Genomic DNA, 19,276 nt, shown 5'->3' with positions numbered 1-19,276 from the left:
TGCCTCTCTATGCTGATTCTAAAATGAACTTTCATCCGATAGTACAATTCAGTCACCGAAAATACTCATGCTATATCTGAACTTTATGCGACCTCGCTTGGCGGGGCAGGACCATATTTTGCTGCTATCAAGTGCCCATAGATAACTTCTCAAACAGCATTCTCTTGCTTAACAATGGACGGAGTGACGTTTGGAAACGAGTCGCGAGACACCCCGAGGTAATCGCTAAAGGACTCACCTTGCCGAAGGATCGAATATGAAGAACAACGGTCCAATCATGTGCTCTGTTGCTACAATAAATCCGACAGGAGGAATATGGAACAGGCGCAGCGTGGGTTACGTGCCCTTGCTGGGTTAAAAGTGGAAACCGTCATTTTGGTATAAGATTCGCTTTTAACACTTTTTCCTGGCTACGGCCCAGATATCTTTGTGAACCGCCCGGTGCGGACCCGCATGCTGGGTGGTGTGGGGGGGGGGGGCTGGGAGAGAGAAACCCCCGGCTACCCAATTAAGCTAAATTTTGGAAAAAGAAATTTTATTGCTCTCCTCTTGCATGTTTATATGCCTTTTCAGGGATATTTATCAGCTCGACAAATTTTAAACTTTTAATCGAATTTTCGCCCAATTGGCGTGGGACTACTGATAGGGTTGGGTTTACATAATTTATTCCAGATCTAATTCCGCCTTCTATATAATAAATTTCTTGAGGTCTTACAGAAAGTTGCACTGTGGCTTTATCTTCGGTTTCACACCAAAATATATGGGGGCCAGGTTCAGCAATGTAATAAAAAAATGAGCCATTTTGGAGGGCTCCAATTGGCACTGTACTATCATTGATATAGTAATTAGTTGGGCCGCCTATATATCCCTGTGGTCTATAAAAATAAATTAATGCCTTACTTTTACTAATCTGTGGTTGTGAGAACTCAACCTGCTTAAAATCTTGAATGAGTGGCATTGGTTTACCACAACAACCACTCATGGAAGCTGTTATTGTTAGAATTAATGCTGTAACAAACAGTTTTTTCAAAATTGTTCCTTTTAAATAAACGAGTTTCATGCTTTTTGAGCAAGAGATATGCTACCTAACAAATATACACTATTTATTTGTAAATTAATTTTGATGAAATCACAAATTCAAAAATATTTACTTAGCTAATAATTTATTTGTGGGATCAATATTTGTATAAATAAATAATAGCTTAACGAGCCTGTAGAATAAACCCTTTTTTCAGGAATGCATCTCCAGGCTGATTTTAAAGTAAAGTTTTCAGCCAACAACACAATTCAGCCAACGAAAATACTCACGCCATAACTGAACTTTATGTGACCACGCTTGGCGGGGCAGGATTATATTTTGCAGCCATCAAGTGCCACTGATGGCTTTTCAAACCGCATCTTCTTGCTCACCACCAAGCATATCGAGCCAGCTTCACTGTGTTGTGAACCATGGCAAAGAGTTTCCATTACGTATCGACCTTGCCCCGTCCTCTCAGGGTAAACCGATTCAGCCCGAGGGTGCCTCTTATGTTACCGAAGACCGGTTCTATGGTGCCCATACGCCTGCTGTACCAGAGCCTGCCCTTTGGTGTATCAAAGTGTTTAATCATGGGACTGACAGGCGTATCCGTCTGGTGCATGGTATTTGTAAAAACTGTCACATGCCTATGCTCGACTTTTTTCCCGCGAATGCACTTGGACCGAAGTTCACAGGCCCTGCAATCCGTCTTTTTTTGCCGCGTATGTAAATCCTTTAAGGCCTTTCTGGTCTCTGAAGTTGCTGTTTTCGACGTAGAGTTCATTTCCGGCCGGACAGATAAGCTTTTTCTTTTCAGGGTCGTACACAAACTCGTTGGTTTTAAACTATTTTGCCTTTTTGACAATTTTCCGTTTATCCGTGTGCCTTTTATGCCTGTCGGTCGTGGCAAAATTAGGATCTCGCTTTCGAAACAGTTTGTCCGGGACATACGCTTCGATTTTTTCATCTTCGATCCACTTGAGTCCATCGGATGAATGAAAGCCGGTATCCGCCGTTACAATGGTATCCTTGAGAGAGTCATTATTCCCCTTCAGCCTGGTTCATCGTCTTACGCGCACCATCAATCATATCCTTTAAAAAGAGGTGCTCTGTTGATGAACCATGGGCTTCGGCATGGGTAATAACCTGACGTAGGTCATCCACAATAGCAATGCCAGTATAGCCCTGAATCACACCATGCGACGTGGACATCTTTGCGCTTTCGTTATCAGTCAGGTTGCTTTGAATGGGCTTGCCTTGGACTCCGATTTTTTCCTTTCCCTCGTCCAACCAAGCCTGAATCTTGTCCGCTTTCTTTTTAAGGCTTTTGACGGCTTTTTTCTCTTTTGCCGTCATATAAGACCCTTCGTCATCACCTTTGTCTTGCGCCTGGTGCTTTTTGAGAATCAACTGAATAGATTTTTCGATCATTGCCTTTTAATCAAGAAATCTTCACGGGTTTCGCTACCATCTTTTTGAAGCGTTTGCAAGACTAACTTGCAGCCGTCAATTGCAAACACCTTTTTGCCCATTATCGCTTCCATGGAACAGATGGCGATCACTGGGTCAAAAGCATCGAAATTTCTTGCCCATATGAAGAAATGAATTTTGCAATGGTTGTGAAATGGGGCCGGGTATCACCGGCCAGGGCGATAAAAGTCACATGACACTCACAACAAGATGCAATCTTGCTGCTGGAGATAATGCCCAGGGAATAAGCATACAAAATGATTTTTAAAAGGACGGCAGGGTTATAGGTGGGAGCTCCCGTTTTGTCGTTGCTGTAATGCTTGTCAAAGATCGAAAGGTCAAGTTCGTTATCCACCAAATGGTCAATGGCATGAACGAACGTGCCGGGAATGAATTGCTCGTCGAACCGGGCGTCAATACACATCGACTGGGCTTGAAAATAACTTTTGTATCGAGCCATACTCACCTCGCTGATTTATTTGAAGAGAGCATAGCAAGCATTAAGCTGTAAATACATCTTGATATCTTAAAATTTTACTTATTCTACAGGCTCAACGCCCTGTTAAGGGGTGAGCAACGCAATACTGAGGCCACCGCACACCACCTTTAAACACTTAAGCCAACGCACAGTGAAAATGCCACGCGTTGCGAATTCCTCTTAAACAGTTTGTTATATACCTGTTTTCAGGGTTGAAAAAGCCAAATTAGATGTCTTCCAATAACACAGCTGTACCCGTGTATATTGATTGCGAAACTTGCCACCTTGAGCCTTGTTTTTCATACGTTCCAGTGTTTAGTTGAACATCTACAACGCCATTTGCCCCTAACTGCCGAGCTTCATTTAGGAGACTTAGTAGTGCTTCTTTTTCACTTAGTTCGAACTCCGCAGCCCCTGCAGCTTGCGTTTTAGAGATACCACGTACACCGCCAATAACACTTAGAACTTCACGCCCTTCAATCTGAGAGCCAGTAATAAAAACTATGTCCTTTCTAACTTGAATCAATTCCATTTCAATATTAGTTATACTTGTTATTACTGCTTTTTCGCGCTTTTTGTTCGTAGTAAACATGGAAACAAAAACAAAAACAAAAAAGATAAAAACCGATATGATAATTATAAGACCCACCACAAATTAGCTCCTTTTATTACAACTATGATTATACTAAGACCACAAACAGCACATTCCAATTTTATTAACAAGTTAATACTACATTCAAACGTTCCTATTGATCGAATACAGAGATTTAAAGACATATAACGCCACACTTCACCCGACGGGCGCCGAAGTACGACAGTGTTTGATATTTGAAAAATGCCGGGCAACGTGCAGGCACGAAAAGTTGCACTTGCGCCCGGTCGGCGTGCAAGTGTTTGTTAGCGAGGCAATTTTTGCATATGGAGCAGTCCAATGCCCTGTGGTGTTTCTGTTTGGGTATAAATCTTGTAGCCCAATTTTTCATAAAGATGGATGTTTCGACTACTTTTTATTCCGGTAAATAATTTGAAGGTAACTTTTTTATCAGCAATTTGCTCAACTCGTTTCATCAAGACTGTTCCAACGCCTTGATTCTGAAAATTTGGATCTACAATCAAACGTTCTATTTCAATTTCATTACCATCAATCGTGAAACGTACAGAACCTATTATTTTGCTATCGAATTCGGCTTTTAAAAATACCTTGCTTTCAAACTCATCTTTCAATGATTCTAAAGTTTGGACCAATGGTGGCAACTTGTAATTGTAGTAAATTTTTGCCTGCCCCTCAAATGCGGATTTTTGAATTCTCCAAATTTCAGGAGCATCCGATAACTTTGCCTTTGTAATCGAAATCATATCAATACTTCCATATCCAACTGAACGCTAACATATATTATGGTGCATTATCGCTCAATAAAACGATCAAATGCATCATAAACTGTCGTTAACGTGGGTTATTGTGCGTTTGTGCGCATATAATCGTTTAATCTGTCTTATGATACTTTTTTGCGCAATAAAGTTAGTATATCTGTGAAAAAGTGCATTTTCCAGTTTTATTGTTTTATAGGACTATTTTTTTGCGGTCGCAGTTGAATCAACTCCGAGTGTTCTATCCAAACATGGCAATGCCCGAAATTGACACTACATTTCGATTGATTAACGTTCTTAGTCATACGCCTGAAATCGTGAACATTCAATTTAAAAACGAGTTTTGAGTTTTGATTTTTGTGGTGTGTTGTCGGGGAATATTTGTGTTTGATTGTGACGTTGGGAGAAGGGCGGGGCGTTAGATGGGCACGCTTCGCTTTGCCCATCCTACGTGGGGTGGAGGGGTGTTGGTTTGGGGGGGGGAGATGAGTTGCCGACACCCTAAAAAGAAAACAGGCGGACTCTGGGAAAGTCCACCTGTTCTCTAAGGGGGAATGCTGTTGATGAGGGGATTTACTTCGGTATTTAATATAGGTGAAATCAAGGGAAGGGTCTATGAAGTAAAAGACTCAAATTTATGGGGTTTTCTCCTGGGGTGCTGGGGTGATGTGAAGGCATTGGGCTTGCGCAGAAAACGAACGGGCTCGTTGCCATAAAAAAACCGCCTTCCGGGTGTGGGGTTACCCGGGGAGGCGGTTTTTTGTTGGGAGCGGGGGCACAGGTCCCGATCTCCCTTAGCCCAGATATCTCATGGGGGCAAGCTGTAACTTACTGCTATTGCAATTCTTCGGGCGATTCGGGTCAGGGCTCGGTGGGCTCGTCCAGGCCCAGGGTGCCGCCGGGGTTCATGATGTTGTTGGGGTCGAAGTGTTTTTTTAAGGCTTTCAGGGTGTCCATCTGGCCCTTGCCCAGGTGTTTTTCCATGAGGGGGGCCATCATGCGGCCTACGCCGTGGTGGTGGGAGAGGGTGCCGCCGTTTTCTTCGATGCTTTGGATAATGCCCCGTTGAAAGGTCACGAACTCATCCCGGGTTTCGAATTTGCCGATGAAGATGAAGTAGAGGTTGGTCCCTTGGGGGTAGATGTGGGAGCAGTGGGTCATGCACAGGGTGTCCGGGCGGTTTTTGATAAACTGGCGCACGCCCATGTGGACCTTGTGCAGGTTGTCCCACTTGACGCCGGTCTCCAGGGTGTCGATGACCACACCGTAGTCGTTCAGGTCCTCCCGAAGATACGGGTCGCTGAAGCGGCCGTGCTGCCAGAGCTTGACGGGGTAGCCGGTGAGGCTCATGGCTCCGTTGGCCTTTGCTATACGTCTCACGTTTTTGCAGACGTTTTTGGAGAATCCCTTTTCCCCTTCGGTGTGGCCGAGGAGCAGGCAGCGCTGGCCGGATTTGTAGCCTCGAAACGTCATGAAGGTGTCTAACGGGGTGCCTTCGATGCCGTGTTGCTTTAGGCCGATATAGGTCTCTTCCGGGTCGGAGATGCGAAACACCGAGGGCATGCCGCATTCGGCCTGGGAGATCTCCCGGGTGGCGTTCACCGCGTCCTGCCAGGTGGGGAAGATGAAGCTGAAGCGTTTGCGGGTCTCGGGGGTGTGGCGGAACACCTTGAGGGTGGCACGCGTCAGGACCCCGTAAGCGCCTTCTCCTCCTTTGAGGATGTCGTTGACCATGGGGCCGGTGGCGGTGCTGGGAAAATCGAGGGTGGTGACCTTACCCGCAGGGGTGACGCAGGTCTGGCCCAAAACCAGGTCCACGGCGTCGCCGTAGTAGGAGGATTGCTGGCCAGAGCCCTTGGCCGCGATCCAGCCGCCCACGGTGGAGAACTCGAAGGACTGGGGAAAGTGGCCGCAGGTGTAGGTGTGGCGGGTGTTGAAGGTGTTGGGGGCGTTGTTGAGGAGCTCTTCCAGGGCCGGGCCCATGATGCCGCACTCCACGGTGATGGTCTGGTTGGTCTCGTTGAATTCCACCACCCGGGTCATGTGGGTGGCCATCACCAGGGTGACGCCCCCTTTTTTGGGTGTGAGGCCCAGGGTTACGGAACTGCCGCCGCCGAAGACGTGAAGGGGGATCTTTTTTTCGTGGCAGAGGGCCACGATGCGGGAGATCTCCTCTTCGGTGCGGGGGTGAACGATGAGATCCGCAACTTTTTCAGGGGTTCCATCTCGCAGGGCGTAGATCTCCTCCATGGTCTTGCCGGTGGAGTATTTCACCCGGTCGTAGTCGCTCACAGAAACGTTCTCCTCGCCGCTGATGGCGGTGAAGGCCTCCATGGTTTCTGGATCGATGGCAGGGGTGTTTTCACCTAAGGTGACAAGGTCGTCACCGGAGGAGACCGGGGCGGTAAAGGCGTCGTCCGAGAGGCCGAAGGTCTCCTTCAGCATGGCATACAGCTTGGCGTTGGGGTGCTTGAACCCGTCCGGGGCTCCCCATTTGAAGATGGATCGCCAGCTTCCGGGTTCCGGAGGGGTGGTTCGCCATTGGGGCTCAAAGGATGGCTTTTTTCGTTTCATGGCAGGTCTCCTTGGTGTGTTGATATCTGTGTGCGTGAGCATATTTTTGAAAGAACTTGTTAACGGTCCATTTTTTTACCCCGGGCAACGATGGGAAAAACAATCCTTTTTCTCGGGCGTAGCCCGTACGCAAATGCGGAGGGGCGAAGCCCCGGAGCATGTGCAATCCTCTGCTATTCTGGATATCCGGTGATCTCCCGGATCTCCTTGTAAATGGGGTCCAGGCGCGGGTAGATGCGTTTGTAGACCCGTTGGTAGAGTTTTCTGTAAAGGGCGGTGCGGTCGGGGCTCGGTTCGAAGGTGGTGTCGTAGTGCACCATGGCGTCGATGGCCCCCTGGAAGTCTTTGTAGATTCCTAAGCCAACGGCGGTGACGATGGCAGCGCCCAGGCCCGAGGTCTCCGTGGTTTTTCCCCGCACCAGGGGGCGGTTGAAGATATCGGCCGAGATCTGGCAGATCTGGTCGCTCCGGGAGGCCCCGCCGGACACGGCAAGGCGTTCCACCGGAATTTTTGTCTTTTTCTCCAGGCGTTCCAGCCCTTCCAGGAGCGCATAGCCCAGTCCTTCGATGACCGCTTTGTAGACGTGCTCTTTTTTGTGGACATCTCCGAATCCGATCATGGCCCCCTTGGCGTTGGGGTGCTCCAGGCCCGGCCCCCAGTAGGGCTGGACCATGAGGCCCATGGCCCCGGGAGGGGCTTTTTCCAGGAGCCGGTCCATCTCCGCTTCCGGGGCGATGCCTTTGACTTCCGCCTTGGCCACCTCTTTATGGGCGAACTCATTCTTGAACCAGGTGATCATCCAGTAGCCCCGGAAGATCTCAATTTCAGGGTTCCAGTGCCCGGGCACCGGGGCGGGGTAGGCGGGCATGAAGCGCAGCGGCTCGAAGTAGCGCCTGGAGGAGAGCTGCACCGTGGCCGTGGTGCCGAAGCTCAGGCTGGCGGTCTCTTCGGAGAGCACCCCCATGCCCAGGGTCTCGCACCCTTTGTCCGACCCGCAGGCGATGACGGGCAGGCCCTGGGCAAGGCCTGTCGCCGTCGCCGCCTCCGGGGTGATGTGGCCCAACACGTCGCCGGGGGGGACCACCTCGGGCAGCTTTTCCCTTTCCATGGGAAAGAGCAGGGACGAGGGGTCGAAGCGGGAGGCCCAGCAGCTTTTTTTGTAGTTGAAGGGGATGTGTCCTATCTGGGAGGCCGAGGAGTCGGCGAACCGTCCGGTGAGACGGTGATTCAGAAACCCGGATACCTGGAGATATTTGTGGGTCTTCTCCCAGATCTCGGGCTGGTTCTGGCGGATCCAGTTGCCCTTGCCTTCCTGTTGCACCTTGGTGAGGATGGAACCCACGCCCACGGCGGATAAAATGGGGCCCACGGGAAAGGGGGGCGTAAAGACCGGAGCGGCTTTTCTCTGGTCCAGCCAGGTGATGGCCGGTCGCAGGGGCATTCCCTGGGCGTTCACGTTAATCATGGTGGCCCGTTGGGTGGTGACACCCACCCCTTTGACCGCGGCTATGAGGTCGGGCTTGCGGGAACAAAGGGCTTTGCATCCGGCCACAAGGCTTTTCCAGAGGAGTTCCGGGTCCTGCTCGGCCCAGCCCGGCTGCTCGCTGTAGTAAGGGGCGTACTCCACCTGTTCGCTGTCAAGGAGGGTGCCCTCTCCGGAGAAGAGGAGGGTTCTCATGCTCTGGGTGCCGCAGTCAATGGAGAGGATCACAGGGGTCATGGGGGCTCCTTGGGGATCGGCTCGGTCAGGGGCAGGCGTTGCGGCCATACCCTCCGGTCTTTGCCATCGGGGCTGTGCCTGTGGTGCGAACATGGCTGATCAAGGCTATTCATGTTCACTTTGCGATGGCAATTGTTTTTAATCGGGTATTCAGACTGTTGTCGTCTTGACACAGAATGACGACTAGTGGTATGACCACTTACCAGATATCGGCTTCATTGCAAAGAAAAAAATGAAGGAGAGCGTGCGATGAACAACAGTGCCGGGCCTTTACGTCCTACAAAGTTTGCAGAACACAAGCTGGTCAGCTCCATCCTCGACGGAACCTACCCGCCGGGCTCCACACTGCCCGCGGAGCGGGCCCTGGCCGGAGAGCTCGGGGTCACCCGCCCGACCTTGCGGGAGACCTTGAAGCAGATGGAGACCGAAGGGTGGATCACCATTGCCCACGGCAAACCGACCCTGGTGAACGATTACCTGAAAACCGGGGGGCTGGGGATCCTATCCACCCTGACACGCCACAAAGGGTACGTTCCCAGTGACTTTGTCTCCCATTTCCTTGAGCTGAGGTCCGCCCTCATGCCCCGGATGGCCCTTTTTGCCGTGTGGGAGGAGAGGGACAGCCTTCTGGCCTATCTCAAGGAGGCCGAGGGGCTTGACGAGACCTCCGAGGCCTATGTGGCCTACGACTGGGGCTTGCACCTGATCCTGGCGGACCTGTCCGGGAATCCGTTTTACCGGATGATTTTAAACGATTTTGGAGAGATGTATCTTCATATGGGAGGCCTCTACTTCGAGGAGGATGCCCACCGCAGGGAGTCGTCGGCGTATTACGAGGCCCTCCTTGAGGCGGTGGAGGCAAAGGATTGCAACGGGGCGTCTGAGGTGGTGCGGCAGACCATGGAACAAGCATCCGCACTCTGGAAGTCCATGATGGGAACGTGACGAGACAGGCCGGGAAGGGGAACCAATGGAACGACAGCAGGAAGAGAACAGGGTGGATTTGATCATTGTCGGTGGCGGCGTCACCGGCGCGGGGGTGTTCCGGGAAGCAGTACGAAACGGGCTCCGGTGCCTCCTGGTGGAACAGAAAGACTTTGCCTGGGGAACCTCCAGCCGGTCCTCCAAGTTGATTCACGGGGGGCTCCGGTACTTAAAAGAGGCCCAGTTCAAGCTGACCCTGGAGTCGGTAAAGGAGAGGGAGAGACTCCTCACCGAAGCCGAGGGGCTTGTCTCGCCTGTTGACTTTCTCATGCCCCTTTACGAGTCTTCGGGGCCGGGCAGGGCGGCCATGGCAGCAGGGCTCACCGTGTACGACATCATCGCGGGGAAGTTTCGCCACCGGTATCTTCGCAGCAGCAAGGTGCAGGAGCTGGTTCCGGGGATCAACACCGGCAAGCTCAAAGGGGGGTACCTGTTCATGGACGCCCAGGTGGACGACGCCCGGCTGGTGCTTCGGCTCATCGGCGAGGGCACGCGCCAGGGGGGGCGCGCCCTGAACTACACCGAGGCCCAGACCGTCCTGCGGGACGAGAAAGGGGCCGTGCGCGGGGTATCTCTGCGGGACGTGGCCACCGGCAAGATCTGGGAGGTAGCGGCTCCGGCCGTTGTCAACGCCACCGGGGTCTGGGCCGAGACCCTGCACCCGTCACCGGAGTCCAAGGTTCACCTTCGGCCTCTGCGCGGGAGTCACCTTGTCTTCTCCAGGCAGACCCTCCCCGTGGACCAGGCCATCAGCTTCTTTCACCCCGTGGATAAGCGACCGCTTTTCATTATCCCCTGGGAAGGGGTGGTGCTTCTTGGCACCACGGACCTGGACCACGACGGGGACGTGAACTTGGAGCCCTTTATCTCCGATGACGAAGCCGATTACCTGCTGGCCGCTTTAAAGCGCGTGGTCCCCGATGCCCAGGTGACGCGGGACGACGCCCTGACCTCCTTTGCCGGGGTGCGGCCGGTGCTCAGCCAGGGCCGCAAGGAGGCCTCCCGGGAGTCTCGGGAACACGCCGTGTGGGTGGATCACGGGCTGGTAACGGTGACCGGGGGCAAGCTCACCACCTTCCGCAGGCTGGCCTGGGATACCCTCAAGGCGGCCCAGCCCTTTATCCGGGAAGATCCTCTCACCGGTGAGGGGGACGCGGTCTTTTCCGAACGCAGGGGGACCACCCCGGACGGTCTGGACAAGGAGACGTACAAGCGCCTCTGGAGCCGATACGGCAAAGGGACTCTGGACTTGCTCGCCCTGGACGTGCCCCACGGGCTGGAGCCCATCGCCGACTCGCCCTATATCTGGGCGGAGCTGGCCTACGCGGCTGAGCATGAGTCGGTGTGCCACCTTGACGATCTTCTGCTTCGGCGGGTGCGGATGGGGTTGATCATGAAAAACGGGGGGCTGGACCTCATGGAGACCATCCGGGAGGTGGTTCAACAGCCGTTGAAGTGGGACGATGAGCGCTGGGCGCGGGAGGCCGAGGCTTACGAGGCGGTGTGGACCCGTTGCTACAGCCCGCGGCCCGCCGATGCCCGGTGACCGGGCTGCCGCCTTTTCCTTAATCTTTTCCCATAGATCGTGTTGTGGCCCCGGTACAGAGACCTGGCCGGGGTACAACACCCCCTCCTCCTTTCCTTTCATTTCAAACGTATTTCAAGTCAATGGGTTGCTGCCTTTGGGGGATTCTGTTACATAAGGGAGGTGCCGGTTGGTTGCGTCAGGCACGGGTTCCAGAGCATATCAAGGCATGACGGCATCGTAGAAAATCAGAGATTTTTTAAGGCGATGCATCCGATGTCGGTCAGTTTCGTGCGATGGGCCAACGAATAAGGGGACAGCGCTGGTTTTGTCGCCTTCAGTGCGACGGTTCGATTACTTCTCCTACACCTCAGTGCGGACACCACCATGAAATCCTTTAAAAGGATCCTTTTTCTATTTGTTCTTGTTGCTGTCGCCGTCTCTTTTTTCCCTGAGAAGACAGACCACCTTTGGCGAGTGGCAGACCACTGGCTTCGTGCCGTTGCCGAATCCCTCACGTTTTTTGTCCTGTTCATATACAACGACGCCCCGGTTACGGAGGAGGGCATGGCCCTGTTCCTGGTGGCGGCCCTTGTTCTCCTGAGCCTCTGGGCGGTTGTGTCCATCAAGCCGGGGAAAAGGGGCAGAAGGAAAGGGTTTGCCGATAAGGCGGTCTCCGAATCGGGCCACGATGAGGCCGCGGAGATCGAGTATCGTTACGTGGAAGAGGATGTGGTCAAGCACTTCCTGGAGATCTACCGGGCCCAGGTGGGGGCGGGAAACGATGCCCCCTGTCGGTTTGAGCCCGTGGAAGGTCAGCGGGCCGCCTTGGCCCTGGATGCCCCCGCTGGGGGTCCTCAAAGACGGAGAGTGGCATACGCGCAGGCTCACCATCGGCCCTTTGGGCGAGGCCGGGACCCACAGGAGCCACACATGGTTCGTGATCTACGACCGCTACATCGTGGTGAAGATTCCCCCCAAACCCCTCACGGATTTCAACGTCTACATCAAAGAGCTGGTGTACGGCAACTCCCTTGCGGCCCGCCTTGCCCCCACCGAGTGTGTGGTACCCAACGTGTCGGTGATCATGGAGCTTCTGGCCCCGAACCGCACCCCCTCCCTGTCGGCCACCGAGATCGAAAAGGGGCACGTGGGGCGCCTCTCCGGCAACACGGCCTTCCAGAAACATCTCATGATCGGCCCCTCCTTTGCCTTTTTCATGGACCTGTCCCGGTACTATTTCCTGAGCCGGGTGCTGGATGATATCCATATTTCACGCGCTTCCATTGAGGAAGAGATCGTGGGGCATCCGCACATCTTGTGGGACCTCAATGATTTCGAAGGGCGATACGGCAAGGACCGGGCCTCGGCCTGCGGAAAGATCTCCGCGGTGTTCGACTTTTTCGAGGATGAGGTCAACCGCCTGCTCGTGCAGTTCGGGATCAGCTCTTCCCTGCCGATTTTCAGTGTCCGGTCCTGGTTTATCCAGTTCCTTGCGGGCCGGAACATTCCCACCACGGACCAGAACCTGTCCGCCGCCTTCATGGATGAACTCAACAGCCGGGCCACCCTGGCCATGGCTGAGCACACAGAGCCCATCACCGATTACCGGAAGATGATCCACGGCTACCTGTTCGAGAAGAACACGGTCAAGAGCCGGGCCATGATCGGCAGCATCGTGACGAACCTGCTGGATCTTCTGGCCGGTCTCAACAAGCGCTATATCGCCATCCGGGACATCAAGCCGGACAACCTGCTCATCGCGGGGGACCCGGAAAACTACCCCACCTTTCTCACCAGCCCCACGGAGTTCAAGGTCGGCATCATCGATGTGGAGACCGCCGCCTATCTCTCCATGGGGGAAAAGGGCCGCATTGAGCAGCCCCTTCTGGGGGGGACCCCAAAGTACGCCACCCCGAGCAATCTCTTCGGAAACGATGTAATTCGCGAACACTTTGGCGAGGTGGCCCGGATCCTGAGGCTTCAGGACTGGTATGCCACCGCGGCCCTGATATTCAAGGTGGTGACGGGCAAAGACCTGTTCGAGGAGTCGGCCCAGCTGATCCCCGAGGTGCTCCGGATCCTCACCGTGGCCGATGACGACTCCGGCCCTTCGGTCTACGAATACGTGAGTCGCATCTATTTCAAGAAGGCCCTGGAAGAGTTTGAAGAGAAGATCGCCGAGCATCGGGAGACGCTCTCGGAGTTTCAGGTCATCGTGCTTCGCAAAAACCAGAAGGTCCTCAAAACAGAGATCGACTTCTGCAAGATGGGCCTTGAAGCGCGGGTGGACCAGCTCGTGGAGGCCCAGACCTTTTTTCAAGGGGAGAAGAACACCGATACCCTCAAGCGGGCCAGCAGCGATCAGATTCATCGCCTTATCGCCTCCTGGAAGGCGAAAAACATCACCTCGGAGACCCACCGCAGCCGGGTGGCCGAAGCGGTTCGTTTTCTCAGGTTACTCCACGGGTTCAAGGTCCGCTACGAAGGGATCGCCCGTTTTTCCGATGGATTCAACGAAGAGGGCATGAAGGTATCGGCACAACACCTGATTCATGCCATGTTTCATACCGTCTGTTACTCCATGTACACCCGGGTCTGGGGAGAGCTGAGCGGGGCCGAGGGGTTTGAGGCCAGTCAGGATGTGGCCGATGAAACCCTGGAGCGGACCCTTGACTGCGAGAAAACCGTTCCTGTCGCCTACTGAGTCAACGATATCTCATTATTCAGGAGTTCCATGGTTCGCAAGGTTGTGACAACTGTCCGGCTCCTGGCCGGGCTCCTTGTTATTCTGTTGGGCGCATCCGCCCCGGTGGCGGCAGGATTTCGCCTTGTCTCCTACAATGTTGAAAATCTGTTTGATCTTACCTTGAGCGGCAGCGAATACCCCGACTACACTCCAGGTGCGGCCATGGGCTGGAATGAAGCCACGGCCCGGGTAAAATACGCCAATATCGCGTCGGTGCTGGCCGGTGCAGGGGCCGATGTGGCCGTGCTCTCCGAGATAGAGTCGCCCAAGGCCCTGGCGCGCCTCCAGCGGGAGCTTTTAAACGCGGGCCACCCCCTGGCCCACGGCGTTGTGGCAACGCATCCCTCCATCGTACGCTGTGCGGTGCTCTCCTGTTTTCCCGTGTCCGAGGTTCGGGACATCATCCCCGAGCCAGGCAGAGCTGCGGGTCACCCTGGATGTACTGGGGACACCGGTGGTGGTGTATGCCAACCACTGGAAGTCCAAACAGGGGCCGGAGAGCCAGCGCATGCTCTACGCCCGAGCCCTGGCAGCCGATATCGCCACGTTGCCTTCGGGCACCGATTACATCCTTGCCGGGGATTTCAATGCCCACTACAACGAGTGGCAGCGATTCCCGGAAGAACCCCGCCTCAACGACACCCACGGAAAAACCGGCATCAACCACCTGTTGGGAACCGTTTTTAACGACGCCATGGTCTCGGAAGAGGGCCTGAAAAAAGGGCGGGGGAAGCATTACGACCTCTGGATGGAGCTGTCTCCGGAGAACAGGTGGAGCTACATCTACCACGGCAGGAAAGGGAGCCTCGATCACATCCTTCTGCCCGCCGCCCTCTACGATGGCAACGGGATCAGCTATGTGGACGGCTCTTTTCATCGCTACGCCCCGAATCATCTTATGAAAAACGGCGAGATCTTTCGCTGGCAGCGCGGAGACAGAGGGCGGGGCAGGCACCAGGGCCGAGGGTATTCCGATCACCTTCCCGTTTACGCGGAGTTTCGCCTCAGCGCCTTTAGGCCCGTTCACAAGCCCGAGATCATCTCCCGTGAACCTTCCCCAAAACGGCTCCCCACCGACGTCTCGGTGGCGGATCTGTACAATCTGCCCGCCGGTTCGTCCAACTATCGCCTCCGGGGTGTTGTTGTGCTATACAAGGCGGGTTCAAACGCCGTGGTCAAGTCTCCGAAGGGCCGGGCCATCTATCTCTACAAGGCCGGGAAGGCCCTGGAAACGGGGTGGATCGTCGATATGACGGTGACGCGCTTAAAGGATTATTACGGCCTTCGTGAGATTACGTCCCTTACCGACCTGGAGGTGCGGGGCAAGGCTGACACAGGGGCTCACCTGCTCACCGTGGACGACGGCGTGAACCTGAGCGACGCCTCCCGGGTCAATGAGGTGGTGGCCGAGGTCTGCGGCCTGTATCATGGCGGCTGGCTTCACTACGGCAAGGGCCGCTCCATTCGCGTGTACACGGTCAAAGGGGTGGCGCGTCCGCCCGACGAGACCTTTGTCTGCCTTTCCGGTGTACGCATCGGCTACCACCGGAGCCCGGAATTGGTGGTGGACAGGGCGGGGCAGGTGAAACAGGTAAACAGGTAATAGGTTGCAGGTAATAGGCAATAGGGCATTGGGGTTATCGTTTTTTGCGTGAAATAGTGTGCGGGATGGATAGTATGGACGTGAGTCGAGGAAAGAAATGGCAGCATCGTGAAACGGTTACCGGCGATGCGGTCGAAGCAGGGGCCTGTCTGGCCGCCGCCACCGGGCTCTCCCGGGGGCGGGTGAAACTGGCCATGAAACAGGGGGCTGTCTGGCTGCGCCAGGGGAAAAAGAGGCGTCGCATTCGTCATGCCAAACGCACGGTTCAGCCCGGCCAGACCCTGGAAATCTATTATGACGAGGCCCTCCTCACCGCCACGGCTCCCGAGGCCTGGTGCCTGAAGGACGGGGAGCACTACAGCGTCTGGTTCAAGCCTGCCGGGCTCCTTACCCAGGGAACCCTCTACGGCGATCATTTTTCCCTTGAGAGAAAAGCAGAGCTGCATTTTGCCGGGGTCCGCCATATTCACCCCGTGCATCGGCTCGACCGCGAAACCGCCGGGCTGGTGATCCTTGCCCACGGGAGAAAAAGCGCGGCAGCCCTCTCCTCCCTATTTCGGGAAGGCAGGATCCAGAAAATCTACCGTGCCGAACTCCTCGGGGAGATCAAGGACGCCGGGGAGAGCCGCTTTATTGACGAACCCATCGAAGGCAAAGAGGCCAAAACGGAATTCGTCGTGGAAGGCGTTGACCCCGATGCCGGAACCTCGACGGCCCTTGTGCGCCTGCACACCGGGCGCATGCACCAGATTCGCCGCCATTTCGATATGATCGGTCACCCTGTCATGGGTGATCCCCGCTACGGCAAAGGGAACAAGAACCGTTTCGGTCTTCGCCTGGCCGCCGTACACCTCTCCTTTCTGTGTCCCTTCCTCCAACGACAGGTCGCTTTCACCACGGAAGAGACCCTGCCGGATCCCATATTCAGAACCGCCAATCTGTCGCTGTTTCGTTAAGCCCTGTACTAGTGGACGGCAGGCCCCGGGGGCCTGCCGTGCTCCACCTGTGATGTGCGGTGGCACGGAATATGTATACCAAAAGTGCACGTAGTGTCCCGGGGTTGCCTGGCTTTGTGGGAGAGCTGTGAGGTATTCTCCCTTGATATCAGTTGATTAGACCCGTCTGTATGCCTTTCGCGATAAGTTGTGGGCAGCGCATCAATCCGTGAAAACCTTTTTTGTGTCGTGAGCATGTTTGTTTTACCTTCATTTTCAATGGTTTGGTTGTGGGGGCAGACAGTGAAAATGGTGCTGGAATTTCCCGGATGGACACGACGGTGATTTTTCAGAAAAAGCCCCTTAACAAGCTGTATGTCTGCAGGCATTTATACGAGTCTTGCGAGGCCGCCTGAACTGATAAACTAGCTGTGTCATGCTTATATAAAGGGCCTTTGTCTATGGACTTGAAAGTCAATCAGGAGGTTGTACGAGATGCCATGGTGATCGGCAGTTCGGCAAAGATGGAGCACGTCATGGATATGGTCTGCAGAATTGCTCCTTCCTCACTGCCGGTATTGATCACCGGGCCGACGGGCTGCGGGAAGGAGGTTATCGCGTCCGTGATCCATCATATGCGGGGGGATCCTCGCCTCCCCTTTGTGGACATCAACTGCGCCGCCATACCGGAGACGCTGGTTGAAACCCTGCTGTTCGGCCACGAAAAAGGGATGTTTACAGGGGCGACGGGAAAGCACCAGGGGTATCTCTCCATCACCGGCAGTACGTCCTCGATGAGATCGGGGAACTCCCGCTTCCGCAGCAGGCCAAGCTGCTGCGTGTCATCGAGGCCAGGTCGTATCGGCCACTGGGGGGGGCCGTCAACCTCCCTTTTGAGGGGCGGATCATCGCGGCAACCCACGCGGATCTTGAGACGATGATCAAGCATCGCAGGTTTCGCGAAGATCTGTACTACCGCCTGAATGTCCTGAACCTGGAGGTGCCTTCCCTGCGGGAGCGGCGCCAGGATATCCCCGAACTGGTGAGGTTTTTTCTGCGTCGCGTGGAGCAGAACGTGGACTTTACCGAGGGCGCGCTCCGGGCGATGATGGCCCTGGACTGGCCGGGAAACATCAGGCAGTTGAAGAACACCATTGAAAAGATTTCCCTTCTCTCAGACGAAAAACCCATTACGGAAAAAAGCGTGGCAGCCTTTGCCCATCAGCAGGGGCTTTCCCTGGATGAGACCTTCGACAGCATGGCCGACCAGGTGATTGACCTCACCTGCGAGGACAAGGTGGAACGCATGGAAACCGCCCTGGTGCGCAGAGCCCTTGTGAGGGCCGAGGGGAACAAGAGCCAGGCCGCGCGGTTCCTGGGTGTTCATCGTAAATATATCGAGCGGAAGGTCAAGCTGTGTAACGGCGTCTGATCGCCGGAGACGATCGTCGGTGAATCTAAATGGTTGAACGTATCGCGTGTTTTGTCGCGATGGCAATGCGATGGCCGGAAGTGTCCAGTCCCTTTGTGGGCGATGGACGCATCCGGCCATTTTTTTTGGCATGGGGGGGAAGAAAAATCGTCGAATCGCATCAAATGGTGTTGGCACGAAGGTTGCTACATGGATACTCGTTCTCAGGATTAATCCGAAAAATTAGGGGGTTGTAACGTACGGGGCGGAGCTATGCGCTTCGGCCCGCAACACGGCAACGACCATGAACGGTTCATCTCAGAGGGAGGCTCTCATGTCGGATTTCAGCCAGGCTGTAACGGATGCGGTTTCACAGATCAATTCGCTTGTTGTCGGGTCTTCCCCGGCAATGTCTCTGGCCAGCCAGTACCAGACCCAGGGATTCAACATCGCCATGGCGTCCATGAACGCCGTGAATTCACAACAGCAGTCCTGCATTGTCCACCAAACAGCGACCGTTGAGAATGTCATTAAAATGCTTCGTTCATAACGCACCGCAAAGATGAAAAATGTCAAACAAGATAAAGAGTCTTGCCGATGCAAATAAGGAGATCGCCACCTCGGTCAAGGGGGGGGCATTTGACAAATCGCCTTTATCAAACGGGGCGGGGCAATCCGTTCAGTCGGTATCTCAATCCGTTGCCATTGCCGTGCAGGATGCAGGGGACACCATGCGGAACATCGCCCTTGTTCAATCCACTGCCCTGGGGGTCGCCACCCAGAAGTTCGTCGAAACAAAGGACCCGGAGTACATTCCCGTCATCAAGCAGTGCCAGGCCGTCATGAATGATTCCGTGACGTACTGGGAGACCATCGGGAAAAAAGGGGCCGAGATTCTAGAATCCTACAAGAAAATTTTCTAACCACGGGTCAGGGGGAGCAAGGACATGTCAGATGAGAATGCATTCAAGTTTACTCACCAGGATTTTGGCTCCTTTAAGAAAAACTACAGCTCGTTTCTGAAAAACTACACCTCCTCGTTGAGCGAGATGGTGAAGATGAACAATCAGTTCCTGGAGGACAAAACCAAAGAGATCGACAAGTTGATGAAGATCAACAACGTGATCTTTTCCCAGCCGGACGGTTCCGATGCGGAAGGGGAGGAGGGCGGTCCCGCAGCAAGCCAGGTCAATGCGTTCATGAAGATGTCGTCCCAGACGTCGGAGCAGGTCAATGAACAGTTCAAGCACGCAGACGCCATGCTGAAGAACGCGACAAAGCAGTTGGAATCGTTGACACAGAAAAGCAATGAGATGCTGAAAAAGATGCACCCTGAATTTCAGGCGAATCCGGCCCCGGAGGCACCGGCTTCTTCCGATGACCCGGCCCCGGAGTCATGATGTGGTGTGGCAGGAACAGTAACGCGTTTACCCGATGACT

The 19,276-nt window shown here is 54.4% G+C and carries 19 protein-coding genes; 10 read left to right on the top strand and 9 right to left on the bottom strand.

Annotated elements, in window-relative coordinates:
• Positions 1-535: 535 nt before the first annotated feature.
• From ACOYW2_RS13360 to ACOYW2_RS13325, 8 genes are all read right to left on the bottom strand, one after another.
• Positions 536-1,030: a hypothetical protein gene (locus ACOYW2_RS13360; RefSeq protein ID WP_482770728.1), complete on the bottom strand. Its 495-nt coding sequence runs from the start codon at positions 1,028-1,030 to the stop codon at positions 536-538.
• Between the two features lie 436 nt (positions 1,031-1,466).
• Positions 1,467-1,802, bottom strand: coding sequence for a transposase (locus tag ACOYW2_RS13355; protein WP_482771025.1), 336 nt, complete (start codon positions 1,800-1,802; stop codon positions 1,467-1,469).
• 257 nt (positions 1,803-2,059) lie between these two features.
• Positions 2,060-2,449: a hypothetical protein gene (locus ACOYW2_RS13350; RefSeq protein ID WP_482770727.1), complete on the bottom strand. Its 390-nt coding sequence runs from the start codon at positions 2,447-2,449 to the stop codon at positions 2,060-2,062.
• Positions 2,450-2,576: 127 nt separating this feature from the next.
• Complete coding sequence (locus tag ACOYW2_RS13345; protein WP_482770726.1) at positions 2,577-2,948, bottom strand: transposase; 372 nt, start codon at positions 2,946-2,948, stop codon at positions 2,577-2,579.
• 244 nt (positions 2,949-3,192) lie between these two features.
• Complete coding sequence (locus ACOYW2_RS13340; protein ID WP_482770725.1) at positions 3,193-3,618, bottom strand: heavy metal-binding domain-containing protein; 426 nt, start codon at positions 3,616-3,618, stop codon at positions 3,193-3,195.
• Between the two features lie 245 nt (positions 3,619-3,863).
• Positions 3,864-4,322 (bottom strand): GNAT family N-acetyltransferase, encoded by a 459-nt coding sequence (locus ACOYW2_RS13335; RefSeq protein ID WP_482770724.1) that lies wholly within the window; start codon positions 4,320-4,322, stop codon positions 3,864-3,866.
• Between the two features lie 873 nt (positions 4,323-5,195).
• Positions 5,196-6,908 (bottom strand): FAD-binding oxidoreductase, encoded by a 1,713-nt coding sequence (locus ACOYW2_RS13330; protein ID WP_482423324.1) that lies wholly within the window; start codon positions 6,906-6,908, stop codon positions 5,196-5,198.
• A 173-nt stretch (positions 6,909-7,081) separates the two neighbouring features.
• Complete coding sequence (locus ACOYW2_RS13325; protein WP_482770723.1) at positions 7,082-8,629, bottom strand: FGGY-family carbohydrate kinase; 1,548 nt, start codon at positions 8,627-8,629, stop codon at positions 7,082-7,084.
• 249 nt (positions 8,630-8,878) lie between these two features.
• Between ACOYW2_RS13325 and ACOYW2_RS13320 the strand changes: the two genes are divergently transcribed.
• Positions 8,879-9,574, top strand: a complete 696-nt coding sequence (locus ACOYW2_RS13320; protein ID WP_482770722.1) for a GntR family transcriptional regulator — start codon at positions 8,879-8,881, stop codon at positions 9,572-9,574.
• A 25-nt stretch (positions 9,575-9,599) separates the two neighbouring features.
• A complete protein-coding gene (locus ACOYW2_RS13315; RefSeq protein WP_482770721.1) occupies positions 9,600-11,159 on the top strand; it encodes a glycerol-3-phosphate dehydrogenase/oxidase in 1,560 nt (519 codons plus the stop codon).
• 393 nt (positions 11,160-11,552) lie between these two features.
• On the opposite strand, the gene ACOYW2_RS13310 is transcribed toward ACOYW2_RS13315, so the two are convergent.
• On the bottom strand, positions 11,553-11,882 hold the full coding sequence (locus tag ACOYW2_RS13310) for a hypothetical protein (RefSeq protein WP_482770720.1): 330 nt from the start codon (positions 11,880-11,882) through the stop codon (positions 11,553-11,555).
• Positions 11,883-11,922: 40 nt separating this feature from the next.
• Between ACOYW2_RS13310 and ACOYW2_RS13305 the strand changes: the two genes are divergently transcribed.
• The 8 genes from ACOYW2_RS13305 to ACOYW2_RS13270 all read left to right on the top strand — a co-directional run bounded on the left by ACOYW2_RS13305 (position 11,923) and on the right by ACOYW2_RS13270 (position 19,236).
• On the top strand, positions 11,923-13,845 hold the full coding sequence (locus ACOYW2_RS13305) for a protein kinase family protein (protein ID WP_482770719.1): 1,923 nt from the start codon (positions 11,923-11,925) through the stop codon (positions 13,843-13,845).
• A gap of 499 nt (positions 13,846-14,344) precedes the next feature.
• The gene (locus tag ACOYW2_RS13300) at positions 14,345-15,490 is read left to right on the top strand and encodes an endonuclease/exonuclease/phosphatase family protein (RefSeq protein ID WP_482770718.1); all 1,146 of its coding nucleotides are present in this window, start codon (positions 14,345-14,347) and stop codon (positions 15,488-15,490) included.
• A gap of 74 nt (positions 15,491-15,564) precedes the next feature.
• The gene (locus ACOYW2_RS13295) at positions 15,565-16,446 is read left to right on the top strand and encodes an RluA family pseudouridine synthase (protein WP_482770717.1); all 882 of its coding nucleotides are present in this window, start codon (positions 15,565-15,567) and stop codon (positions 16,444-16,446) included.
• Positions 16,447-16,925: 479 nt separating this feature from the next.
• Positions 16,926-17,366 carry a sigma 54-interacting transcriptional regulator gene (locus ACOYW2_RS13290; RefSeq protein WP_482423316.1) on the top strand — a complete coding sequence of 147 codons (441 nt, stop codon included), beginning with the start codon at positions 16,926-16,928 and terminating at the stop codon, positions 17,364-17,366.
• The gene (locus ACOYW2_RS13285; RefSeq protein ID WP_482423725.1) at positions 17,258-17,857 is read left to right on the top strand and encodes an AAA-type ATPase lid domain-containing protein; all 600 of its coding nucleotides are present in this window, start codon (positions 17,258-17,260) and stop codon (positions 17,855-17,857) included. The genes ACOYW2_RS13290 and ACOYW2_RS13285 overlap by 109 nt, the downstream gene beginning before the upstream one ends.
• Before the next feature lie 313 nt (positions 17,858-18,170).
• On the top strand, positions 18,171-18,386 hold the full coding sequence (locus ACOYW2_RS13280) for a RebB family R body protein (protein WP_180141848.1): 216 nt from the start codon (positions 18,171-18,173) through the stop codon (positions 18,384-18,386).
• Between the two features lie 19 nt (positions 18,387-18,405).
• On the top strand, positions 18,406-18,759 hold the full coding sequence (locus tag ACOYW2_RS13275) for a hypothetical protein (protein ID WP_482415937.1): 354 nt from the start codon (positions 18,406-18,408) through the stop codon (positions 18,757-18,759).
• Positions 18,760-18,783: 24 nt separating this feature from the next.
• Positions 18,784-19,236, top strand: a complete 453-nt coding sequence (locus tag ACOYW2_RS13270; RefSeq protein ID WP_482415938.1) for a hypothetical protein — start codon at positions 18,784-18,786, stop codon at positions 19,234-19,236.
• Positions 19,237-19,276: the final 40 nt, after the last annotated feature.

The organism is Desulfoluna sp. CLI2B (genome assembly GCF_056847375.1).
Note: the sequence above shows the minus strand (reverse complement) of the source record. Positions and strands in the feature narration are given on the sequence as shown.